The 21,549-nt window shown below is 62.7% G+C and carries 23 protein-coding genes; 13 read left to right on the forward strand and 10 right to left on the reverse strand.

All coding sequences use genetic code 11. The features are described 5' to 3' along the window. The 3 genes from fliN to RS897_RS02735 all read left to right on the forward strand — a co-directional run bounded on the left by fliN (position 1) and on the right by RS897_RS02735 (position 2,210). Complete coding sequence (gene fliN, locus RS897_RS02725) at positions 1–351, forward strand: flagellar motor switch protein FliN (protein WP_315835073.1); 351 nt, start codon at positions 1–3, stop codon at positions 349–351. Positions 352–409: 58 nt separating this feature from the next. Then, the gene (gene flbD / locus RS897_RS02730) at positions 410–1,789 is read left to right on the forward strand and encodes a sigma-54-dependent transcriptional regulator FlbD (protein ID WP_315835074.1); all 1,380 of its coding nucleotides are present in this window, start codon (positions 410–412) and stop codon (positions 1,787–1,789) included. Between the two features lie 100 nt (positions 1,790–1,889). After that, the gene (locus tag RS897_RS02735; RefSeq protein ID WP_315835075.1) at positions 1,890–2,210 is read left to right on the forward strand and encodes a hypothetical protein; all 321 of its coding nucleotides are present in this window, start codon (positions 1,890–1,892) and stop codon (positions 2,208–2,210) included. A 63-nt stretch (positions 2,211–2,273) separates the two neighbouring features. On the opposite strand, the gene RS897_RS02740 is transcribed toward RS897_RS02735, so the two are convergent. Then, positions 2,274–2,468: a hypothetical protein gene (locus RS897_RS02740; RefSeq protein ID WP_315835076.1), complete on the reverse strand. Its 195-nt coding sequence runs from the start codon at positions 2,466–2,468 to the stop codon at positions 2,274–2,276. Next, a complete protein-coding gene (locus RS897_RS02745; RefSeq protein ID WP_315835077.1) occupies positions 2,465–2,860 on the reverse strand; it encodes a DUF4345 domain-containing protein in 396 nt (131 codons plus the stop codon). The genes RS897_RS02740 and RS897_RS02745 overlap by 4 nt, the downstream gene beginning before the upstream one ends. A 181-nt stretch (positions 2,861–3,041) precedes the next feature. Between RS897_RS02745 and RS897_RS02750 the strand changes: the two genes are divergently transcribed. The 6 genes from RS897_RS02750 (at position 3,042) to RS897_RS02775 (ending at position 7,367) form a co-directional block, all read left to right on the forward strand. Beyond that, the gene (locus tag RS897_RS02750) at positions 3,042–4,151 is read left to right on the forward strand and encodes an ATP-dependent DNA helicase (RefSeq protein ID WP_315835078.1); all 1,110 of its coding nucleotides are present in this window, start codon (positions 3,042–3,044) and stop codon (positions 4,149–4,151) included. Between the two features lie 100 nt (positions 4,152–4,251). Then, positions 4,252–4,635: a BA14K family protein gene (locus tag RS897_RS02755; protein WP_315835079.1), complete on the forward strand. Its 384-nt coding sequence runs from the start codon at positions 4,252–4,254 to the stop codon at positions 4,633–4,635. A gap of 297 nt (positions 4,636–4,932) precedes the next feature. After that, positions 4,933–5,649 (forward strand): peptide-methionine (S)-S-oxide reductase MsrA, encoded by a 717-nt coding sequence (gene msrA, locus RS897_RS02760; protein WP_407654416.1) that lies wholly within the window; start codon positions 4,933–4,935, stop codon positions 5,647–5,649. A gap of 143 nt (positions 5,650–5,792) precedes the next feature. Next, positions 5,793–6,206, forward strand: a complete 414-nt coding sequence (gene msrB / locus RS897_RS02765; protein WP_315835080.1) for a peptide-methionine (R)-S-oxide reductase MsrB — start codon at positions 5,793–5,795, stop codon at positions 6,204–6,206. 129 nt (positions 6,207–6,335) lie between these two features. Then, positions 6,336–6,710: a hypothetical protein gene (locus tag RS897_RS02770; RefSeq protein ID WP_315835081.1), complete on the forward strand. Its 375-nt coding sequence runs from the start codon at positions 6,336–6,338 to the stop codon at positions 6,708–6,710. Positions 6,711–7,088: 378 nt separating this feature from the next. Next, complete coding sequence (locus tag RS897_RS02775; protein WP_407654417.1) at positions 7,089–7,367, forward strand: hypothetical protein; 279 nt, start codon at positions 7,089–7,091, stop codon at positions 7,365–7,367. Positions 7,368–7,395: 28 nt separating this feature from the next. On the opposite strand, the gene RS897_RS02780 is transcribed toward RS897_RS02775, so the two are convergent. Then, a complete protein-coding gene (locus tag RS897_RS02780; RefSeq protein ID WP_315835082.1) occupies positions 7,396–7,866 on the reverse strand; it encodes a DUF4112 domain-containing protein in 471 nt (156 codons plus the stop codon). An 80-nt stretch (positions 7,867–7,946) separates the two neighbouring features. After that, on the reverse strand, positions 7,947–8,573 hold the full coding sequence (locus tag RS897_RS02785) for a peptidoglycan recognition protein family protein (RefSeq protein ID WP_315838500.1): 627 nt from the start codon (positions 8,571–8,573) through the stop codon (positions 7,947–7,949). A 167-nt stretch (positions 8,574–8,740) separates the two neighbouring features. Between RS897_RS02785 and RS897_RS02790 the strand changes: the two genes are divergently transcribed. From RS897_RS02790 to RS897_RS02800, 3 genes are all read left to right on the forward strand, one after another. Then, positions 8,741–10,261, forward strand: a complete 1,521-nt coding sequence (locus RS897_RS02790; protein WP_407654418.1) for an amidase family protein — start codon at positions 8,741–8,743, stop codon at positions 10,259–10,261. Positions 10,262–10,499: 238 nt separating this feature from the next. Continuing rightward, positions 10,500–10,760, forward strand: coding sequence for a DUF2798 domain-containing protein (locus tag RS897_RS02795; protein ID WP_407654419.1), 261 nt, complete (start codon positions 10,500–10,502; stop codon positions 10,758–10,760). 158 nt (positions 10,761–10,918) lie between these two features. Continuing rightward, on the forward strand, positions 10,919–12,589 hold the full coding sequence (locus RS897_RS02800) for an adenylate/guanylate cyclase domain-containing protein (protein ID WP_315835084.1): 1,671 nt from the start codon (positions 10,919–10,921) through the stop codon (positions 12,587–12,589). A 31-nt stretch (positions 12,590–12,620) separates the two neighbouring features. On the opposite strand, the gene RS897_RS02805 is transcribed toward RS897_RS02800, so the two are convergent. The 4 genes from RS897_RS02805 to dnaG form a co-directional block, all read right to left on the reverse strand. Then, complete coding sequence (locus tag RS897_RS02805) at positions 12,621–13,232, reverse strand: LysE family translocator (RefSeq protein WP_315835085.1); 612 nt, start codon at positions 13,230–13,232, stop codon at positions 12,621–12,623. 13 nt (positions 13,233–13,245) lie between these two features. Continuing rightward, positions 13,246–14,049, reverse strand: a complete 804-nt coding sequence (locus RS897_RS02810) for a lytic murein transglycosylase (RefSeq protein WP_315835086.1) — start codon at positions 14,047–14,049, stop codon at positions 13,246–13,248. A gap of 173 nt (positions 14,050–14,222) precedes the next feature. Continuing rightward, positions 14,223–16,394 carry an RNA polymerase sigma factor RpoD gene (gene rpoD, locus RS897_RS02815; RefSeq protein ID WP_315835087.1) on the reverse strand — a complete coding sequence of 724 codons (2,172 nt, stop codon included), beginning with the start codon at positions 16,392–16,394 and terminating at the stop codon, positions 14,223–14,225. Between the two features lie 304 nt (positions 16,395–16,698). Next, the gene (gene dnaG / locus RS897_RS02820) at positions 16,699–18,711 is read right to left on the reverse strand and encodes a DNA primase (RefSeq protein WP_315835088.1); all 2,013 of its coding nucleotides are present in this window, start codon (positions 18,709–18,711) and stop codon (positions 16,699–16,701) included. A 240-nt stretch (positions 18,712–18,951) separates the two neighbouring features. Here dnaG and RS897_RS02825 point away from each other — a divergent pair, with 240 nt between their 5' ends. Further along, complete coding sequence (locus tag RS897_RS02825; RefSeq protein ID WP_315835089.1) at positions 18,952–20,133, forward strand: MFS transporter; 1,182 nt, start codon at positions 18,952–18,954, stop codon at positions 20,131–20,133. Positions 20,134–20,135: 2 nt separating this feature from the next. Here the strand turns inward: RS897_RS02825 and RS897_RS02830 are convergent, their stop codons facing one another. Beyond that, entirely contained in the window at positions 20,136–20,531 is a 396-nt protein-coding gene (locus RS897_RS02830) for a gamma-glutamylcyclotransferase family protein (protein WP_315835090.1), read from the reverse strand. Between the two features lie 32 nt (positions 20,532–20,563). Then, the gene (locus RS897_RS02835) at positions 20,564–21,376 is read right to left on the reverse strand and encodes a transglutaminase-like domain-containing protein (protein WP_315838502.1); all 813 of its coding nucleotides are present in this window, start codon (positions 21,374–21,376) and stop codon (positions 20,564–20,566) included. Between the last annotated feature and the right edge of the window lie 173 nt (positions 21,377–21,549).

Genomic DNA, 21,549 nt, shown 5'->3' on the forward strand with positions numbered 1-21,549 from the left:
ATGAGCAGCAACGACACCCAGGTCCCGCTACAGGATCTCAACGCCGCCGACGCTCCCGGATTGAGCGACGTCGGTTACCGCGAGGACGACGACCAGGCCTCGCGCATTGCCGGTGATCTCGAAGCGGTCTTCGACGTCCCGGTGCAGGTCTCTGCAGTCCTCGGCCGCTCCAAAATGGACGTCGGCGATCTGCTCAAGCTCGGACCCGGCACGGTGCTTGAACTCGACCGGAGGGTTGGCGAAGCAATCGATATCTACGTCAATAACCGGTTGGTGGCACGCGGCGAAGTCGTCCTGGTCGAGGACAAGCTCGGCGTGACCATGACCGAAATCATCAAGGCCGACCGCTGACCATGATCCGGAGCGCCGCGCTCGCGCAGGCATAACAACGGAACTATAGGAGAGAAACATGCGGCTTCTCATCGTTGGCACACTGAAAGGCCAGCTCACGACCGCGACCAAGATCGCCATGGAAAACGGCGCCACCGTGACCCATGCGGAGGATAACGAACAAGCGCTGCGGGTCCTGCGCGGCGGCAAGGGCGCGGATCTGCTGCTGGTGGATGTTGCCCTCGATATCCGCGACCTGGTGATGCGGCTGGAAGTCGAGCACATCCATGTGCCGATCGTGGCCTGCGGCATCACCAATGATGCCCGCGCCGCGGTCGCAGCGATCCATGCCGGCGCCAAGGAATACATTCCGCTACCGCCGGATCCGGAACTGATCGCCGCGGTTCTGGCCGCAGTCGCGAATGATTCCCGTGATCTGATCTACCGCGACGACGCCATGGCGAAGGTCATCAAGCTGGCGCAGCAGATCGCAGGCTCCGATGCGTCGGTGATGATTACCGGCGAATCCGGCACCGGCAAGGAAGTGCTGGCCCGCTACGTCCACACCCGCTCCAACCGCGCCAAACGTCCGTTCATCTCGATCAACTGCGCGGCGATCCCCGAGCATCTGCTGGAATCCGAACTGTTCGGCCATGAGAAGGGCGCGTTCACCGGCGCGATCGCCCGCCGAATCGGCAAGTTCGAAGAGGCCACCGGCGGCACCCTGCTGCTGGATGAAATTTCCGAGATGGACGTCCGGCTGCAGTCCAAACTGCTGCGCGCCATCCAGGAGCGCGTCATCGACCGGGTCGGCGGCACCCGGCCCGTTCCGGTCGATATCCGCATCATCGCCACCTCGAACCGCAACCTGAGCGATGCGGTGCGCGCGGGCACTTTCCGCGAAGACCTGCTGTTCCGGCTCAATGTCGTGAACCTCAAGATCCCGGCGCTGCGCGAACGTCCCGCGGACATTCTCGAGCTCGCCCAGCATTTCGCCAAGAAGTATGCCGACGCCAATGGCGTGCCGGTGCGGCCACTGTCGGCGGAAGCCAGACGCGTGCTGACTATCAATCGCTGGCAGGGCAACGTTCGCGAACTGGAAAACACCATCCATCGCTCGGTGTTGATGGCGAACGGTGACGAGATCGGCGCCGAAGCGATCCTGACCCCGGACGGTGACCGACTCGATCTGGCCAAAACCCCGCCGGCCGTGGCCCACGCGACGTTCGCCGCCGAGCAGGTGACCCGCGCACTCGTTGGCCGCACGGTGGCCGACGTCGAACGCGACCTGATCCTGGAGACGCTGAAGCACTGCCTCGGCAACCGCACCCACGCTGCCAACATCCTCGGCATTTCGATCCGGACATTGCGCAACAAGCTCAATGAGTATGCCGACGGCGGGCTGCCGATCACGCCCGCGGGCGCCGGTGACTTCCGCGGCATGGCCGCATCGGCCTGACCATTCCCTGCTCTCAATACGAGCCGGCACAGCTTCTCTGTGCCGGCTTTTTTGTGCTCTCGGCGTTGTGGTTGCAACAGCTGGCCTTATGTCGTTTGCGATGGCGGATATCATCTGGCCAACCCGCGTCCCCACTATCTCGATGCCACCGCTCAGTGATTATGGCGGCGACCCGCTGGCGCCGCACAAGAAGCCGCCCAACTACCGCATCGTGAAGGTTCAGCCGGTCCTCGATTCTCCGCCACTTCGAAGGCCGGAACGAAGTGCAGCAAAGCCAGCCGCGAAAAGCCCGTGGGATGCGGCGTCGATCGTGCGCGTTGTCCCGCCGCAACCGTTCATGCCGATTGACGACCGATTCTTTAGCCCGCCCGACAAGACATCCCCATCCCTGCAGATCGGATTTCAACCTGCGTCGAGGTAGAATGTCAGCTTCGCCGCCTTCAGCACCGCGGCGGACGTTCTGTCGACTTGCCAGCGTGATTCATCACGAAACATCCTTGCCGTTCGGCGTGCGGAAAATCCGGATCGGCTTTGGTGGCTCTGGCGCGGGCTGCAGGTAGATGTCGTAGAGGCGAAAAGCCACGAATCCGAGCACGGCCAAGGCGACGATCATCGCGAGCCAGGACAGCACACGCTGGGTTGGCGTCTCGCGCGCCTTGCTGTCGCCGGATCCGCTCAAGGTGTGTTGTAGACTTTGTGGTTATGGGCCAGCCGCCGCTGCCACAGCCACAGCAGGGGGATGTAGATCAGCGTCACCACCGACACGATCACGGTGCCGAAGCTCGGCACCCCGCCGAAGAACAGCGAGGTCAGCCGCGCCAGCGATCCGAACACCAGGATGAAGGTGAGCACGGAAAACTGGGTTTGATGCTTTTCGATGTGGGGAATCGAAATCCAGTACTGGGCGCCGACGGCCAGCAGGACACCGGACAGGAAACGGACCGCACCGTCGATGGATGCATTGTCGTCGATCGAGAGAAACCGCACGCCCCAGGTAACCCCCGCGAGGCCGATCGCAATCGGGATCACACCAGCGAAAAAAATTGCGATCTGAAGAAGTCTGCGTTCCATGCCGCCACCGAAGTTGGGATCATGCGACCGGCACGTCTCGGTCACATCCGCCCACTTATATGGCCATGAACGCCGGAACCGCGATATTTCATAGCGAAATCAGCAAAAAATATCGCATATCCCGGCTGCCGATTCAGGTATGTACATCGCTCGTTCGATCTTTGTACTACTCACCCGGATCATGACCACATTCACCCCGCACCAGAATGCCGCACTGAACGCCGTGGCCGACTGGATCAAGGCCAAGCCTGGCGAAGGCTCGACGCCGCAGGTGTTCCGGCTGTTCGGCTATGCCGGGACCGGCAAGACGACGCTCGCCCGGCATATCGCCGACGGCGTTGACGGCGACGTCAAATATGCCGCTTTCACCGGCAAGGCCGCACTGGTGATGCGAAGCCGCGGCTGCGACGGCGCCTCGACCATCCACTCATTGATTTACCGCGCCCGGGAATCCGGCGAGGAGCAGCCCAATTTCGAACTGTGGGATGACGCGCCCGCCTCGAAGGCCAAACTGATCGTGATCGACGAGTGCTCGATGGTCGATGCCGAACTCGGCCGCGATCTGCTGTCGTTCGGCGCACCGCTTCTGGTGCTCGGCGACCCGGCCCAGTTGCCGCCGATCCAGGGTGGCGGATTTTTCACCGAAGTCGAGCCGGACGCGATGCTGACCGAAGTGCACCGCCAGGCGCAAGACGATCCGATCGTGCGGATGTCGATGGCGGTACGCGAGGGACGCTCGCTGGAGCTCGGCCAGTTCGGCGACAGCGAAGTGATCAATCGAGCTGCGCTCGATCCCGATCGCGTGATGCAGGCCGATCAGATCCTGGTCGGGCGCAACAACACGCGCCGCGCCTACAACATGCGGGTTCGCCAGAAGCAGGGTATCGAGGATCCGTTGCCCGTCGCCGGCGACAAACTGGTGTGCCTGCGCAACAACCGCAAGAAGGTGCTTTTCAATGGCGGACTGTGGCGCGTCAAGGCGCGCGCGCAATCCAAATCGCGCATCGTCACCATGCGGCTGATGCCGGACGAAGAGTTTTCCAGCAAAGTGACAAAAGTGTCGGTCCGCGCCGACTGCTTCAGCGGCGGCATCGAGGCCATTCCTTGGGAGCAGCGCAAGCCCTATGACGAGTTCGATTACGGCTACGTCCTCACCGTGCACAAGTCACAGGGTTCGCAGTGGGACGACGTCGTGCTGTTCGACGAAAGCTTTGCATTTCAGGATTCGCGCGCACGCTGGCTTTACACCGGCATTACGCGTGCCGCGAAAAAATTGAGTATCGTGGTGTAGACGCAGCCGCTCCGCATCGGCAGAAATGCGGGCGGGATATGTCGGGAACATATCCGCGGGTTTTGCGTTGAAGCCCGCATTGCCCAAAAAGGAGAAAATAATGCGACTTCCCCGACTATCCGCCCGAATTCTCGGCGCCGCGCTGATCGCACCCAGCGTACTCTCCGCCCCCGCGATTTCAGCACCATTGCGCGCCGACGCCGGGCTTTCGAATGTAGCGCCCGCTGCGGCGGAGACCGTTCAATACCGGCGCTGGGGTGGTCGTGGATACGGTTATCACCATCATCATCGCGGTGGTGGCGGAGCCGGCGCGCTGATCGGCGGTCTCGCTGCGGGCGCCATCATTGGCGGCGCGATCGCAGCCAGCCAGGCCCAGGCCGCGGCGCAGCAGAATGCAGCCTACTGCGCGCAGCGTTATCGCTCCTACGATCCGGCTTCGGGCACCTATCTCAACCGGGACGGCAACCGGTATCCTTGCCCATAAGCGTTCAAAATTGACTTCATCGGGAGCTGCGGGATTTCGGTCCCGCAGCTTTTTGCTGGCCTTTTCCATACTAACCCGCCCCTTCCGAAACCTCACGAACTCGTGTGGCTTCGAGGCGTAACGAGCCGCCGGGCCGGCCGTATTGGGTTGTGTGCCGACATCGGTAATTGCATGCCCCGGCGCAAATCTTACATAATCCGGCACCGATGCCGGCCCGTTTAAGCCTTGGCGCGTAACCTGATCGCTGGACCAGTCTCTATTTTTCGGACTGCGCGCTACCAACCCAAGGAAACACCGATGCCCAGCCTCCCCTTGCGCCGCATGGTTCTGACCGCCGCTGCCGGCGCCGTATTGCTATCCTCCGCCTGGATCGGCCCCTCCCGCGCGGCGGAAGACGCGGTGGTGATCCCGGCCCCGACCGCTGACCTGCCCGCGGCCGACGGCACACAGACCGCTGTGCTCGCCGGCGGCTGTTTCTGGGGTGTTCAGGGCGTGTACCAGCACACCAAGGGCGTCCTCAACGCCGTGTCGGGCTACGCCGGAGGTGCCAAGGAAACCGCCAATTATTCGGCTTCAGGCACGGGAGCCACCGGCCATGCCGAATCCGTCCAGGTAACCTACGACCCGAAGGTGATTTCCTACGGCAAGCTGCTGCAGATCTACTTCTCCGTCGTGCACGATCCGACCCAGCTCAATCGCCAGGGGCCGGACAGCGGCACCCAGTATCGCTCGACCATCTTCGTCCAGAACGACGCCCAGAAGAAAATCGCGGAGGCCTACATCGCGCAGTTGAATACTGCGAAGACGTTCAAGAAACCGATCGCGACCACGGTCGAATCCGGCAAGCCGTTTTTTGTCGGCGAAGAGTACCACCAGGACTATCTGACATTGCACCCCAACCAGCCCTATATCGTCTATAACGACGCGCCGAAGATCGAGGCCCTGAAGAAGATCTTCGCCGACAATTATCGCGACAAGCCGGTGCTGGTGCGCGATGCCAAGGCGACGAACTGACGGGCAAACAGAGCGGCGCTATCCGCCGATCAGCGGATAACGATTTCTATGCAATCGCGTCACGCGATTTCACATTATCGTGCTGACGTCCGAGGTTTGACCTCGGACGTTTTCTCGAGAAGCATTAAAAAGCGGAGAAACCGATGACCGACACCCGCACCAAGACCACCGCAACCCAGAAGACCGAAGCCGAGTGGCGCAAGGAATTGACGCCGATGCAGTATGCGGTGCTGCGGGAAAAGGCCACCGAGCGGCCGTTTTCAGGCGAATACGAGCATACCAAAACGCAGGGCACCTATGTTTGCGCCGGTTGCGGCCAGACTCTGTTCGAATCCGACGCGAAATTCGATTCCGGCTGCGGCTGGCCGAGCTTTACCACTCCAGCGGAAGCCTCACACGTCGACGAAGAGCGCGATGTGAGCCATGGCATGATTCGCACCGAGGTTCTATGCTCGAACTGTCAAGGTCATCTCGGTCACGTTTTCCCCGATGGCCCGGGCCCGACAGGTCTGCGTTATTGTATCAACTCCGCGGCCTTGAAACTGAATCCGAAATAACCAGATAGCTGGTCCGACCGAGTTTGAACGCGTTGCTTTCCTCGCGCGACCAACACCGGTCGCGCGAGGATTTTGTTTACCAAACGAGCGTAAACGCCCGCGTGCTGTTAACGTCTAAGGAACTATGAAATGTCCCAAGCTTCCCGTAGCCGTGTTCTGGGCTTCGGTCTCGCTGGTCTCATTCTCGAGACCATCATCTCGCATCCCGCTCTCGCCACCGACAAAGTCTCGCTTTTCAAAGTCGTGACCGCAAAAGACGAAATCGTGATCGGATTGACCGAGGACGAACTGGCCAGGTTCGAAGGCAAGAATGCAGGCGGAATCGCAAAGGCGCTGAAGACCGAAGGCACACTGTCGGTGTGGCGCTACGCGATGCGCAAAGCCGGCAGCGGCGATCTCGAGCAGGCTCCCTCGGGGAAAATCGGATTGATGGCAAACGACGCACTTCGCGTCGAGCCCTACACCTCTCCGGTCAAAGTGGTCCCGATCGACCAAACGAAATAGCCGGCCGCCGCGGCCAGTTTTACGCCTTTTCGACCCTCCCCTCGAAAAAAGCCCGCAACCCAGGTTGCGGGCTTTTCGCATGGCTGCCTCCTTGCCTCGCCATATAGTTGAATTAATGACGGAATCCGCGGCAAGGGCTCGAATCGAGGGTAGATTCATTCCTTGGCATGCCAAGGGGTCGCAATTCTCATATTGATGCCCATATTAGGGCGTAGAGTACGACCTAGCTCCGGTGCCGCGGTCACGACTGTGATCGAGTGTAGGTGCCGGCTTTTCGATGATCATGTTGGATCAGGAGAGCGCGATTGCGATGCAATTCTTGCAGCGTAATCCTTGCAGCGCTCTTTTCAGAGAAACCGCCTACCACGTCGAGATGTAATGATGCGTTTTAATTACACCAAGTCCGCCGAACTGTTTCCCGCCGCGATCCGCAAAAAGCGTCGCGCCGGTTTTGCCTATCGTCGGTTCGATACTGCAGCCGACGCCGTGCGCTTTGCGATCGAGGAATTGCCGGCCGATTCGCTCAACGGCGCCTACCTGCAGGTCGGCGAAGCGCGGTTCGACAAGAACGGCATTCGCGATCTCTACGACAGCACCGAGTTTCCGCTTGAGCGCAAGCCGCCGGAGCTCGAAATCGCGGAACAGGACGTCGCCTGAACTGACGTCACCTGAACTCCAGTGCAAATTAGCGCTGCTTGTCGAGCCATCGCCTTAACAGGCGGATGTTGCGAACGTTTGCCTTGAACACGACGTCGAAGGCGTCGCCGGCCACAGGCACCAGTCCCACCACGCCATCGAGCGCAACGTTGCCGAGCATGCGCGCGGTGACATGCCAGGGCGCGCCAAGGGCACGCGCTTCGCGAACGATCCACAACGAGATGGCGGTGGTGATCAGATCGCCGACCACTGGAATCAGGCCGATCAGCCCGTCGATGCCATAACGAATGTTCGTGCCCGGCATGATGAAAGCGACGTCGAGCAGCTTTGCCAGGGCTTCCAGCCGCGCGATGCGCTGCTCGCGTGTCAACGGCGCAGTGCTGAAGCCGAACGCCTGAAACTGCAGCGGATCGCCGTAGCGGGTGCCGCGCGACAGCTCCTCGGGGCGAACCTCCCGGCCATCCTGATCGATGATCAAATTACCGCTGTGTGTTTTCATGCGCTCCATATGGGGGACCCGCGACTTCGATCAAGTTCAGATGCCAACGAACTTCGGCCCCATGGCGGCGAAATCAGGCGTCATCTTGTCTCTCCCCGGCTGATGGACTCCGGGATGAACTTCAGGGCGCGGGCGCGCTGCGCCAGGCCGCAGCCCTCGCAATAACGCGCATCCTTGAAGTCGATCCAGTTGTGGGCGTAGATCCGCTCGCTCGGGATCGCATAACGCGCCTGCAGCAGGCGCACCAGAATGTCCCATGCCGCAAGCTGCGCCGGTGTCGCCTCCGCGCCGACGTTGGGGAAATTTCCCGCGAACTCGACCCCGATCGCGTTACCTTTCAGCACCTGACGGAACGTCGGCCTGTTGTCGATGTATTTGTTGTCGTTGCGGTTGGCGCCGTCGCCATGGGTCGGAATCGCATCCTCTCGCGTCGCCCAATACACCGTACCGTCTGTTTCCACCCAGACGGTCACCCCGCGACGCTCCGGATGTTTCGACTGCTCAAGCGCACCGGCCCGCGCTGAGCCGGCCGGACCTTCGGTCTGATGCACGATGATGTTGCGCCAGGGGTTCGCCTTGGCCGGATCGCCCCAGGGAGCGAGCCACACCACCTTGAGGCCCGGGATGTCCGGCATGCCGGTGGCGCCTGCGAGGCTTGCGAAATCTACCTCGGCGGCCGGCAGACTGGATATTCCGCCCAGCAACATCAAGACCACGGTACCCGCCACCGCGACGCGTGACCTTCCCTGCTGCAGCATGCGCCGCCCTCTTCGAATGCCGTTGCGACAGTCGCATTCCCAAGCATGAATGGAAAGCGCCGGCGAGGGTTACAAGATATTGGCACTGTTCGCAGCTGCCGCCCACCATGTCGGAGATGCAGACACGCCTGCTCCCACCGTCGCTCGACTTCTGTCCGACCTCCGATACGATTGCCGGATTGAATCGGACAGGGAGAAGACGACACGTGGCCAAAACACCTATCTGGCAGTGGTCCGCCGTTGAAACGGCAGCCGCAATCAAAAAGGGCAAGGTGACATCGGAAGAGGTGGTCCGCACCCACATCGACCACATGCACAAGACAAACCCCGCGCTCAACGCCGTGGTGGTCGACTTGAGCAAGGATGCCCTGAAGGCGGCCAAGGCCGCGGATAGAGCGCTCGCCAAAAGCAAGCAGAAGGGCGACGAGGTCGGACCGCTGCACGGCGTGCCGGTCACCATCAAGATCAATATCGATGTGCAGGGCCAAGCCAATTCGAACGGCGTCACGGCCTTCAAGGACAATATCGCGCCGGGCGATTCTCCGGTGACCGCGAATCTCAAGAAGGCCGGAGCCGTCATTCTCGGTCTGACCAATACCCCGGAATTTTCCATGCGCGGCTTCACCGACAACCCGCTGCACGGGCTGACGCGCAATCCCTGGGATCCTGCCATCACCTGTGGCGGCTCTTCGGGCGGCGCAGGCTCTTCCATCGCCGCCGGCATCGCCACCATCGCGCATGGCAATGACATCGGTGGATCGCTGCGCTGGCCCGCCCAGTGCAACGGCATCGCCACCATCAAGCCGACCCAGGGACGTATCCCGGCGTTCAACCCGAGCGCCACCGCGGAACGGCCGCTGATGGCGCAGTTCATGTCGTCGCAGGGACCGCTGGCCCGCGAAGTCCGCGACGTGCGCCTTGGCCTCGAAGTGATGGCGCAACGCGATCCACGCGACCCCTGGTGGGTGCCGGCCCCGCTCAAGGGACCCAAGCCAAAGACACCAATCAAGGTCGCCCTCGCCAAGATCCCCGATGACCTGGACACCGATCGCGGCGTGATCGCGTTGCAACGCAAGGCTGCCGATCATCTGGCCGACGCCGGCTACAAGGTCAGCGAGGTCGAACTGCCCGCGCTCAACGACGTCTGGCAGCTCTGGTGCGACCTGATCATGACCGAGCTGCATGTGCTACAAGAGGCGCAGATGCGGGCCACCGCCGGCGCCGATTTTCAGCAGACCCTCGACGGCTTCCTGGCGATCTCGACCAAGCTCGACCAGATCGGCTACATGAAAGCGATCAGCGAACGCTCGCGCCACATCAGAAGCTGGATGGCATTCCTCGAGGATTATCCGCTGATCCTGACGCCGACCACTGTCAAGGCGACGCCGGAGGTCAATGCCGATCTCGGCGGCGACCAAAGGGTCAAGGACCTGTTCTGGAACGACCTGCGCTTCATCTCCTCGATCAATGTGCTGGGACTGCCAGCCGCCGTGGTCCCGGTCGGGCTGCATAATGGCCTGCCCGTCGGCGTCCAGATCATCGGCTCCCGCTACCGCGAGGATCTGTGTCTCGACGCCGCTGCGGCGATCGAGAAGAAGGCCGGCATCCTGGTCAAGGAGCTGTGGGCCCGAAATTGATCGGGGCCGCGTGGCTATCCATCTTCACGCCACACTCAAGACATTCTGCGCCGACCGTGAAATTTTCGCTGGCGGTCGGCGCCATCCTGCATTAAGGCACAGGCGTGGCACGGGTTTGTCCCATGCGCCGTAAGCGTCTCACGTCAGGCAACGCATCCAACACCCGGTCCTTTGACCCGGAGGGATGCAGAATTGGCAGCCACGTGATCGACGGACCGATTTCAAAACGAGCTTAGATATGAATATGCCTGAAGTGAATCGCGCGCGCAGGCGGCTGCCCGCGCACTATGCCTCTATTGTCACCCCGTTCGTGCTTTCGGTGATCATGACGTTTGTCGTGTCCGCGATCTCGACGCTGAAAAGCCTTGGCTTCAGCCCGGAATTCACCTCGACCTGGCCACAGGCCTGGGGACTGTCCTGGCTGGTGGCTTTCCCGACCCTGCTGCTGGTGCTCCCACTGGTGCGCAGGATTGTCCGCCTGATCGTGGAACATCCGTAAACCGCCTGCAAAGCCCACCCTCAGCCGCCGGGACAGAGTGAACTGCCCTGGCGGCTGCGCGACATCGATACGGCCGAGAGCAGGCTCAGAACCATCGGTTCCTTCCGCGTCCGGCATTCGCTATGATTCAAAGCAATCTGGCCCCTCCGAGAAAGACGATGACGCTGAACCCATCGCAGTTGCGCGCCAATCTCCGCCTCACCAGTGGCCTGACGCTGCTCGCCTTCGTGGTCTGTCATTTCCTCGGGCATGCCACGCTGCTGATTTCCCTCCCGTTCGGCGAAGCCGCACTTGGCGTCGTGTTGGCTCCCTGGAGAACGACGGCGGGGACCGTAATTCTCGGCATCGCCCTGGCCGTGCATTACATCAACGCGTTGTGGTCGATCTACAGCCGGCGATCGCTGCGGATGTCGCGCTGGGAGTTCTGGCAACTGGTGCTCGGGCTCAGCATTCCACTGCTGTTGGCGCTTCATGTAGTGGCCACGCGCATTGCCGAACTCGGTGCTGAAGTCTCTCCGTTTTACGGCGCGGTCCTTGTCAGCCTTTGGCAATCCACACCCTGGCTTGCCGGCCTCCAGTTCATCTCGGTGATCGCGGTCTGGATCCACGCCTGCATCGGCATTCACTTCTGGCTGCGTACCAAGCCGTGGTTTCCGAGCGCGCTGCCTTATCTGCGGCCCGTAGCGCTGCTGCTTCCGGCACTGGCGCTGGCCGGCTTCGTCGCTGCTGGAAACGAAGTCCGGCGCGAGGCGCAGAAGGATCCGGGTTATGTGCAGGCGACACTGGAGGACGCCAACTACACCAACGAAAGCCGGGCCTTCGTCGATCGCATCACGCGCGCGGTCATCATCGGCCACATCGCTCTCACTCTCCTGCCATTCGGCGCGCGCGCCGTGCGCAGCCGGCTCTACCGCCGGCAGCGGCCGCCGACGCTGACCTTCTCGAACAGACGGCGCATGATCGTGGAGCCCGGCGCGAGTGTGCTGGAAACATTGCGCGACAACGGCATCCCTCATGCCGCGGTGTGCGGCGGCCGCGCGCGATGCACCACCTGCCGGGTCCTGGTCACTCATGGCCTCGCGAGCCTGCCGGACCCCGAGCCGCTGGAAGCCAAGGCCCTGACCCGCATCCACGCCTCGCCCGGCACCCGCCTCGCCTGCCAGATCTGTCCCACGTCCGACCTCGCGGTGATGCCACTGTTGTCCGCGGAAGCGGCGGCGATCGACGGCACCGCGCGCGGTGGCCTGGAGGGCAGCGAACGGTTGATCACCGTGATCTTTATCGATTTGCGCGGCTCCACCAGCATCGGCGAAACCCGCATGCCCTACGACGTGCTGTATCTGCTCAATCATTTCTTCCAGGAAATGACCAACGCGCTGGACGCCACCAACGGCCACTATTCGCAATTCACTGGCGACGGCCTGATGGCGCTCTATGGGCTGGAGGGCGATCCCGCCCGCGGCGCGATGGACGCGATCCGCGGTGCACGCGAAATGCTGATCCGGCTCGAGCGGCTCAACCGCCAGATGGCCGGGGAACTCGCGCAACCTCTGCGCATCGGCATCGGCATCCACTACAACGAAGCCATTGTCGGCGCGATGGGGCCGCCGAAATCGCAGATCATCACGGCGATCGGCGACACCGTGAACACCTGCGCCCGGCTGGAGAGCCTGACCAAGGACTACAATTGCTCACTGATCATCTCCAGGCAGGTTGCCGAGGCCGCCGGCCTCGATATGTCCAGCGAAACCCTGCATGACGCAGCCGTCAAGGGCCGTGCCGCCACAGTGCAGTTTTACGCGCTCGACAAAGTGCCGGAGCTGGCGTGACGCAGGCTCGTGGCCCTCAACTCCGATCAGTTCAGCGCTCCGCAAATGCCAGCTTGGCGCCGAGTGCGACAAAGCCGGCCGCGAAGGTCCGGCGCAGCCATGTCATCACTGTGGGACGGCTGATGACACGGTCGCGCACGCGGGCGGCGGCGAGGCCATACAGCACAAACACCGCGAACGTCAGCACCATGAACGCCACGCCGAGCTCCAGCATCTGCAGCAGCGGATGCAATTCCTCGGCAGGTATGAATTGCGGCAGGAAGGCCAGGAAGAAGATCGACAGCTTCGGATTGAGGATATTGATCAAGAATCCGGTGACGATGGTCTCGTGCAGCGAACGCGCGGCGCCCTTTTCGTCCACATGCAGTGCGCCCTGCTCACGCAGCGCCTGCCAGGCCATGTAGAGCAGGTACGCCACGCCCAGCCATTTCAGCGCTGCGAACGCCAGCGCACTGGTGTGCAGCACGGCAGCAAGCCCAAGCATCGCCGCGGCAATGTGGGGTACGATCCCGAGCGTGCAGCCGAAGGCGGCTGCGACACTGACTCGCGATCCACGGGTGAGCGCCGCCGCCAGCGTGTAGAGCACGCCAGTGCCGGGCGAAGCGATGACGATCAGCGAGGTGATGATGAAAGATAGCGACATTGAATAGTCACCTTTACTGCGCCAGCCGGTCCGCGAAATAACCGATGGTCTTGCGATAGACCGTCGCCCGGTTCCACTCGCGCATGGCGTCGAAATTCGCCGAGCCCTCTTCATAGGAGCCGCCGGCGCGCCAGCCGCTGGTCTTCAACAGGTTGGCGGTCGAGGCCAGCACATCGGGCACGCTGTGCCTGAGATCGACATGACCATTGCCGTCATAGTCCACGCCATACTTGATGTAGGACGACGGCAGAAACTGGGTCTGGCCGAGTTCGCCGGCGTAAGCGCCGATCATGTCGCGCAGGCCGAGATCGCCCCGCTGTACGATCTTCAAGGCGGCGATCAGCTCGCCCTGGAACAGTTCGGTGCGGCGGCAATCATGCGCCATGGTCGCAAGCACTCGGAACACCGGCAGCTTGCCCATGTCGCCAGCGCCGAAATCGGTCTCCAGCCCCCAGATCGCCACCAGGATTTGCGGCGGCACGCCGAACTGCCGCTCGATGCGCGACAACAGCGACGCATGCCGCTGCAGCATCGTCTTGCCGGTCTTGATGCGTCCCGCCCCGACCCGAGTGGCGACATACTGCTCGAACGTCTTGTTGAAAGTACCGCGCTGGCGCCGGTCGAACGCCAGCACCGCACCATCCTGGGTCACGCCGCCGAGCGCCTGGGAGATCACGCCCTGGGAGATGCCCGCCGCTTGCGCCTCGCGCGAGATATTGGCGACGAAGGTCTGAAAATCCCCGCCGCACTGCGCCGCAAAGGCGGGTGCAGCAACCATGAGCGTCGTGAGAATGACAGCCAGTCGCAGCCTGATCATGATGAACCCGATCCTTTCGGCGATGGAAAACGAAGATGACAAGCGAAGCAGCAGCATTGTCCCTGCTGCCTCCGCAAGCGTCAATGCCGCGCGCTGCCGCGGACGAGGTGGCGCAAAACAAAATCGCCGGCCCAAGGGCCGGCGATTGTTCGTAACACGCAATGACACCGGACTCAGTTGTCCAGGAAGCTGCGCAGCTTGCGGCTGCGCGAAGGGTGCTTCAGCTTGCGCAGCGCCTTGGCTTCGATCTGGCGGATACGTTCGCGGGTCACCGAGAACTGCTGGCCGACTTCTTCCAGGGTGTGGTCGGTGTTCATGCCGATGCCGAAACGCATGCGCAGCACGCGCTCTTCGCGCGGCGTGAGCGAGGCCAGCACGCGCGTGGTGGTCTCGCGCAGGTTGGACTGGATCGCCGCATCGATCGGCAGGATCGCGTTCTTGTCCTCGATGAAATCGCCGAGGTGTGAATCTTCCTCGTCGCCCACCGGGGTTTCCAGCGACAGCGGCTCCTTGGCGATCTTGAGGACCTTGCGCACCTTCTCCAGCGGCATGCCGAGCTTCTCGGCCAGCTCCTCCGGGGTCGGCTCGCGGCCGATCTCGTTGAGCATCTGGCGCGACGTGCGCACGATCTTGTTGATGGTTTCGATCATGTGCACCGGAATGCGGATGGTGCGCGCCTGATCGGCGATCGAGCGGGTGATCGCCTGCCGGATCCACCAAGTGGCATAGGTCGAGAACTTGTAACCGCGGCGATACTCGAACTTGTCGACCGCCTTCATCAGGCCGATGTTGCCTTCCTGGATCAGATCGAGGAACTGCAGGCCGCGGTTGGTGTATTTCTTGGCGATCGAAATCACGAGACGCAAATTGGCCTCGACCATTTCCTTCTTCGCCTGGCGCGCCTCGCGCTCGCCCTTCTGCACGCCAAGCACGATCTTGCGGAATTCGCCGATCTCGAGCCCGGTCAGGGCAGCAAGCTGCTGGATCTCGTGGCGCAGCTCGCGGATACGATCCTTCTCGTGGGCGACGAAATTCTTCCAGCCCTTGGCCGAGAGTTTCGAGACACGGTTGAGCCAGCGCGGATCAAGCTCCGAGCCCTGGTAGTTGCGCAGGAAATCCTCGCGGCCGACGCCATGGCTGTCGCCGAGCCGGAACAGGCGGCTTTCATAGGACACCAGCTTCTTGTTGATGTCGTAGAGCTGCTCGACCAGCGAATCGATACGGGCCTGATTGAGCCGCAGCGACTTCACTTCGACGATGATTTCGTCCTTCAGCTTTTTGTACTTGCGCTCCTGCGACGGCGTCAGCTGCTCGTTCTGCAGCTGGTTCTGGATGTCCTGCTCCTGCAGGCGGCGCAGCTTCTTGTACTCGCTCGCGATCTTATCGAAGGTCTCCACCACCTTCGGCTTGAGCTCGGCCTCGATCGCCGCAAGCGACATCTGGTTCTCGAACTCGTCGTCGTCCATGTCGGACTCGGCGGCGGATTCAGCCGGATCCTTCTCCTCGCCTTCCGCAGCGCCGGGCGCGCCGCGCGGCGGTGCCGGACGGAACGGGGTGGCGGACGGCGGCGCAGCCGGAGGCGCAACCAGCGACGGCGCGCTCACCACGGCATCGCCAGCATTTCTTGAAGGGTCTTGGGCGTCGGCCGCAGCGGCGGGCTGGCCATCACCACCGGATTGATCGGTGATCGCCGGGTTCATGCCGTTCTTGGCATCGGGGCCGGCATAGGTGGCTTCGAGGTCGATGATGTCGCGAAGGAAGATTTTGCCTTCGTTCAGTTCGTCGCGCCAGATGATGATGGCCTGGAACGTCAGCGGGCTTTCGCAGAGACCTGCGATCATCGCTTCGCGGCCGGCTTCGATCCGCTTGGCGATGGCGATTTCGCCTTCGCGCGACAGGAGTTCGACGGTGCCCATCTCGCGCAGATACATCCGCACCGGATCGTCGGTGCGCTCGCCGGGCTCGGATTTCTTGGTCTCGGTGACGGCCTTCTGCGTGACCTCGACAAGCTCGTTGTCGGGTTCGTCCTCGGCCTCTTCCTTGGTCTCTTCTTCGTCGTTATCGCTGTCTTCGGATTCGATAACGTTGATGCCCATGTCGGAGAGCAGCGCCAGCGTGTCTTCGATCGCCTCGGAGGTGACCTCCTCCGACGGCAGCACCGCATTCAGCTGCTCATAGGTGACGTAGCCGCGCTTCTTGGCCTGCTTGATCATCTTCTTGACGGCGGCGTCGGAAAGATCGAGCAACGGCCCCGGCGCTTCAGAAGCATCCTTTTCCGGCGCGTCAGTGACCTTCTCGTCTTTTTCCTTTTCCTTGATCTGCGCCGTCTTCGCCTTGCTGGCCATTCACTGCTCCTGAAACGCGCTACCCGCACGGGGGCGTCACCGCCCTCGCTGCCCGGAGCGCGATCGCGCCCCATGTTGTGTTTGAGCCTGATCCCCCGGAAACCGGCTCCGCTGGACCACGCTCGTGTATCAACCCGCCTTTGACACGGAAAGGGCGGCGCTATCGCAACGCCACCCCCGAATCGATTTCGCCACTCTCGCCTGACGCCGTTAAGCGCCCCTTAACCCTGTTTTTGCGTCCAAAATGTCCGTCTTGCGAGTCTTTAATTGCGGTTCCCCGACGCCGGGCGGGCGAAACTCAGGCTCACACCGACTTGAGGAACCGGCCGGAGGACTCGCCGAACCCCTCGATCAGAGCCTCGGTGCCATCCACTTCCGCAAGCCGGGCTTTGACGTCGCGCAGCCAGGCTTCATTCGCCTCATTGGCCACCTCGCCCAGAGCCAGCTCTGCGTCCTTCAGCTCCCTAAGTAGGGAGTGCGACTGCCGATGCAAGACGATCAATTGATGCCAGGTGGCGAGTACGTCGTCGGTAGCCGCTCCAGGTTGCGCGCCCCACACCGCGAAGGTCGTGATAGATTTCTCAACCCTTTGAAGAAGCTCTGAAAATCCAGATTTTGCCAAATCCGCTCGCAGTTTTTCGCTCTGCTCGACGGGGTCGGGGCTGTGATGATGATCATGGGCGAAAGCTGCGATGATGGCTGCGCGCAGCCGGTGGGCCTCCGGATGGGCCAATTCCAGCGCCGCGACCTCCTCCAGATGGTCGTCCAGCAGCCAAGGATGGTTGATCAGCGACTGCAGGATCAGGGCCTCGCGTCGCGACAGCGCCGTCCGCTGTCCCCGCATCAGAGGGCTGCTCGCCAATTGCGGACTGGCCGCCTGATAGGGGCCGCGCCCGAGGCTCTGACCAACAGTGGAAAACTTCTGGCCGGCCCCTCGCGGGTTGCCCCGCCCGCCCTGGAACCCGTTTTGAGACCCTCGCGGCGCGAATCGGCGCCTCGATTCGCCGCCGAAACCGGGTCCGCGCCCGTAGCCGCCGCGACCGCCCTCAGGGGCCAAGGTCCGCTGCAACCGCTCCACCAGATCCTGCCGATAATAGCGGCGGATCACCTCGTCGAGGATGCCATTGGTCAATTCACCAATGCGGGCTTCCAGCGCCGCCCGGCGTTCCGGCGTGTTGAAGCTCCCGCCCTCGGTCTCGCGCGACCAGATCACCTCGGCCAATGGCCGAGCCGCGCCGATCACGTCTTCGATCGCGCCCCGCCCGCCGCTGCGCGCGAGATCGTCGGGGTCCTGCCCCTCCGGCAACAGCGCGATGCGCAGACTCTTGCCGGGCTTGAGGTGCGGCAGCGCCAGATCGGCGGCGCGATAGGCGGCGCGCTTGCCGGCCTTGTCGCCGTCGAAGCAGAGGATCGGTTCATCCACCATCTTCCACAGATGGGCGAGCTGATTTTCAGTCAGCGCTGTGCCGAGCGGGGCGACAGTGCCGGCAAAACCCGCCGTCACCATGGCGATGACGTCGACATAGCCTTCGACCACGATCAGCGGCGCGCCATTGTGGGTCGCCTGCCGTGCCGGCGCAAAGTTGTAGAGATTATCGCCCTTGTGAAACAGCGGCGTTTCCGGCGAGTTCAGGTACTTGGCCGAGACATCCTTTTCCAGCGCGCGGCCGCCAAAGGCGATGACCCGATTGCGCAAGTCGGTGATGGGAAATATCACGCGATCGCGGAAGCGATCGTACGGCACCGGAATATCGTCGCCGCCGATCAAAAGCCCCGCCTCGATCATATCCTCCACCGAGACGCCGGCCTTGCCGAGATGCTCCTTCAGCGTGAACCGCTCGCCGTCCGCATAGCCGATCCGGAACTGCAGCTGCGTCGTGGGCGCGATCGCACGATCGGCAAGATAACCACGCGCCTTGGCGCCCACACGCGACGCCAGCGTCTCGATGAAGAAGGTGGTCGCCATCTCCATCACATCGTGCAGGGTGCGGCGGCGCTGCTCTTGGCGCGCGGCGTCGGGTGTCACCGCGGGGAGCGAAAGACCGGCCATCGACGCCAGGCGCTCGACGGCTTCGGTGAAGCCGACGCCGTCGGTTTCCATCACAAAGCTGATGATGTCGCCATGCTTGCCGGACGAGAAGTCGTGATAGAAGCCCTTCTGATCATTGACGGTGAACGACGGCGATTTCTCCTGCTGGAACGGCGACAGGCCCTTCCACTCCCGGCCCGCCTTCTTCAGCTTGACGCGTCGCCCCACGACTTCCGAAACCAGAAGCCGTGCGCGCAGTTCATCGAGAAATTGGGGCGTAAAGCGCATCAGCTTCGCAGACTTTCCAGCAACCGATCATCAATATAGGTGGGCTCACGTGGCGGCCATAGGTCGAAGACGTGTCTCCCCCCTTTCCACAGGGCGGATTTTGGCTCGAGACACGCCGGATCCGACGAGTAGGGCCGCGCTCCGGTCTTGCGTCCGGCGGCAGACGGCCTATCTCAGGCGTGCTCGGCAACTCTGTCGATCCAGCCCCCCCCCCAACAGTTCCGCTTATAAACCCATCCAATGCCTGACCAGACCGCAAGCCACGGCACCGTGCCGGCCTGGCTGATCTTTTGCCTCGCCGTCGGTACGGGCGTGACCGTGGCCAATCTCTACTACGCCCAGCCCCTGATCGGCCCGATCGGACAGTCGCTCGGCATCAGCATTGCCCGCTCCGGCTTGATCGTGACCACCATCCAGGCGGGCTATGTGGCGGGTCTGCTGTTGCTCGGTCCGCTCGGCGACATCGTCGAGAACAAGAAGCTCATCCTCGGCGCGCTGTGCGCCGTCATCGTAAGCCTCGTGGCGGCGATGCTGGCGACGTCGGTCTGGATCTTCCTCGCCGCAGTTCTCATACTCGGTTTCAGCACCAGCGTGACCCAGACCATCCTCCTGATCGCCTCTCATCTCGCACCGGAGAAACGCCGCGGCGAGATTATCGGCAAGGTGATGAGCGGGCTCCTGCTCGGCATCCTGCTGTCGCGCCCGATCGCGACCCTGGTCGCCGGTGTGGCCGGCTGGCACGCGGTGTTCGGGCTGTCGGCACTGGTGGTGAGCGCGATCGCCATCCTGCTGGCCGTGGCGCTGCCGCGCCGCCATCCGGATTCGAAAACCGGCTATCGCGAGTTGATCGGATCGTTATGGCCGGTGCTGCGCGACAACCCGGTGCTGCAGCGGCGTTCGATCTACCAGGCCTGCATGTTCGGCTCGATCAGCCTGTTCTTCACCTCGATCCCGGTGCTGCTGCAGGCGCCGCCGTTTTCGCTGGGCACAGTCGGCCTCTCCGCTTTCCTGCTCAGCGGCGCAATCGGCGTGCTGGTTGCGCCGGTGGTGGGGCGTCTGGCAGACCGCGGCCACGGCCGGCTGGTCACCGGCCTTGGCATTGCATTGGCGGCTGCGGCCTTCGGCCTGACATTCTTCGGCGGCACCGGCTCGCTCGTGCCGCTGGTCGGCGCCAGCATCCTGATCGACGCCGGCGTCCAGTGCACGCTGGTGAGCGGACAGCGCGAAATCTACAAGCTGCCGGCGGAGATCCGCGGTCGCGTCAATGCCGCGTTCGTCACCAGCATCTTCCTCGGCGGCGGCATCGGCTCGGCACTGAGTACGGTGGTGTTTTCGATCGGCGGCTTCGTGCCGCTCGGTGCGATCGGCCTGGTGTTCGCGGCGATCCTGCTCGCGGCCTATCTGACCGAATTCCGCACCTGAAATCACGGACGCAGGAACCGGCCGCTGCGAATCCGTGTCAGCCCGGCAATCGGGCGGTTGTAGACATACACAAACGCCTCGAGGGTCTTGCCGTCGCCCAATGCGATGGTCTGCAGCCTGCGGACATATTGCACCGGCTTTTGCGACAGCGGCCCACTTCCCTCATAGACGTCCAGCCGCCGCAGCAGACGGGAAGGATGACGCAGCACATAGACGTCGCCGAACACCACGTCTCCGGCCATCGTCGATGGCACCACGCCGGGATAATGGGAAATCATGTAAAGCCGCCCTGCGTAGCGGCCTTCACCGACGAAATCTGCATTGGCCGCGAGCATGGCCGCCATCGGATGACGGGCCCGCCGCATCAGCGTGCCGTAAACAAACAAATGCACTGTCATGAGAAGATGAAACGAGGTCCTGCGATCGGCACTCAGGGTGCCACCACCTCGTCGGTGTGGACAACAAATTTCTTCAGCACCACCGGGCCGAAGTTCGTTGTCAGCGCCACGTCGGCGGCATCACGGCCGGTGCCCATCAGAATGCGGCCGATCCTCGGCTTGTTGTGACGGGCATCAAAGGTATGCCAGCGGCCTGACAGATGCGCCTCGAACCATCCGGAAAAATCCATCGGCGCCGGATCCGGCGGCACGCCGATGTCGCCGAGATAACCGGTCACGTAGCGCGCCGGAATGTTCATGCAGCGGCAGAGCGCAACGGCGAGATGGGCAAAATCCCGGCACACGCCCTTCCGGACCTGGTAGACGTTGAAGGCGGTGCGAGTTGCATCGGCGTGCTGATAACCGAATTCGACGTGGCCATGCACGAAATCGCAGATCGCCTGCACCCGCGCCCATCCCGGCGGCGTATCCTTGAACAGCGTCCAGGCGATATCGGCGAGCTTCTCCGTCTCACAATAGCGGCTCGGCATCAAATACAGCAGGCACGCGTCGGAAAGCTCTTCGATGGCGAGTTGCCTGGCCTCGAGCGCGACCGGATCGGGCCGGCCGCTGTCGCGCACCAGCGCCTCGCCACGCAGCCTGATCTTGCCGGCGGGGGCCGTCAGCCGCCCGCAGGCATTGCCGAAACTGTCCCGATAGTATCGGACCGGAACGTCCGGCTCGGTCACCAGCGTTTCTGCCCCGACAATATCGCCGGCCCGGGAGGGGTGGATGCTGAGCATGATCACCATCGGGGTGACGGCCGGCGTCTCGTAGACGATGTCAAATCCCGTGCGGATCAGCATGTTGCCGGCGCGGTTCGCAACCCCACTTTCGCCGCGATCGACCAACCTGGCCATTTTCGTGACATTTGTCTCCGCCAGGTTGGCGGCATCTTCAGGGGCAGAACTTCGGATTCGGCAGGTCACGGGATGTCTTTGATTTGAGTGAGACTTTATTAGATGATCGAACAGGCCGA

The sequence above is a fragment of the Bradyrhizobium prioriisuperbiae genome (assembly GCF_032397745.1).
Lineage (GTDB): Bacteria > Pseudomonadota > Alphaproteobacteria > Rhizobiales > Xanthobacteraceae > Bradyrhizobium_A > Bradyrhizobium_A prioriisuperbiae.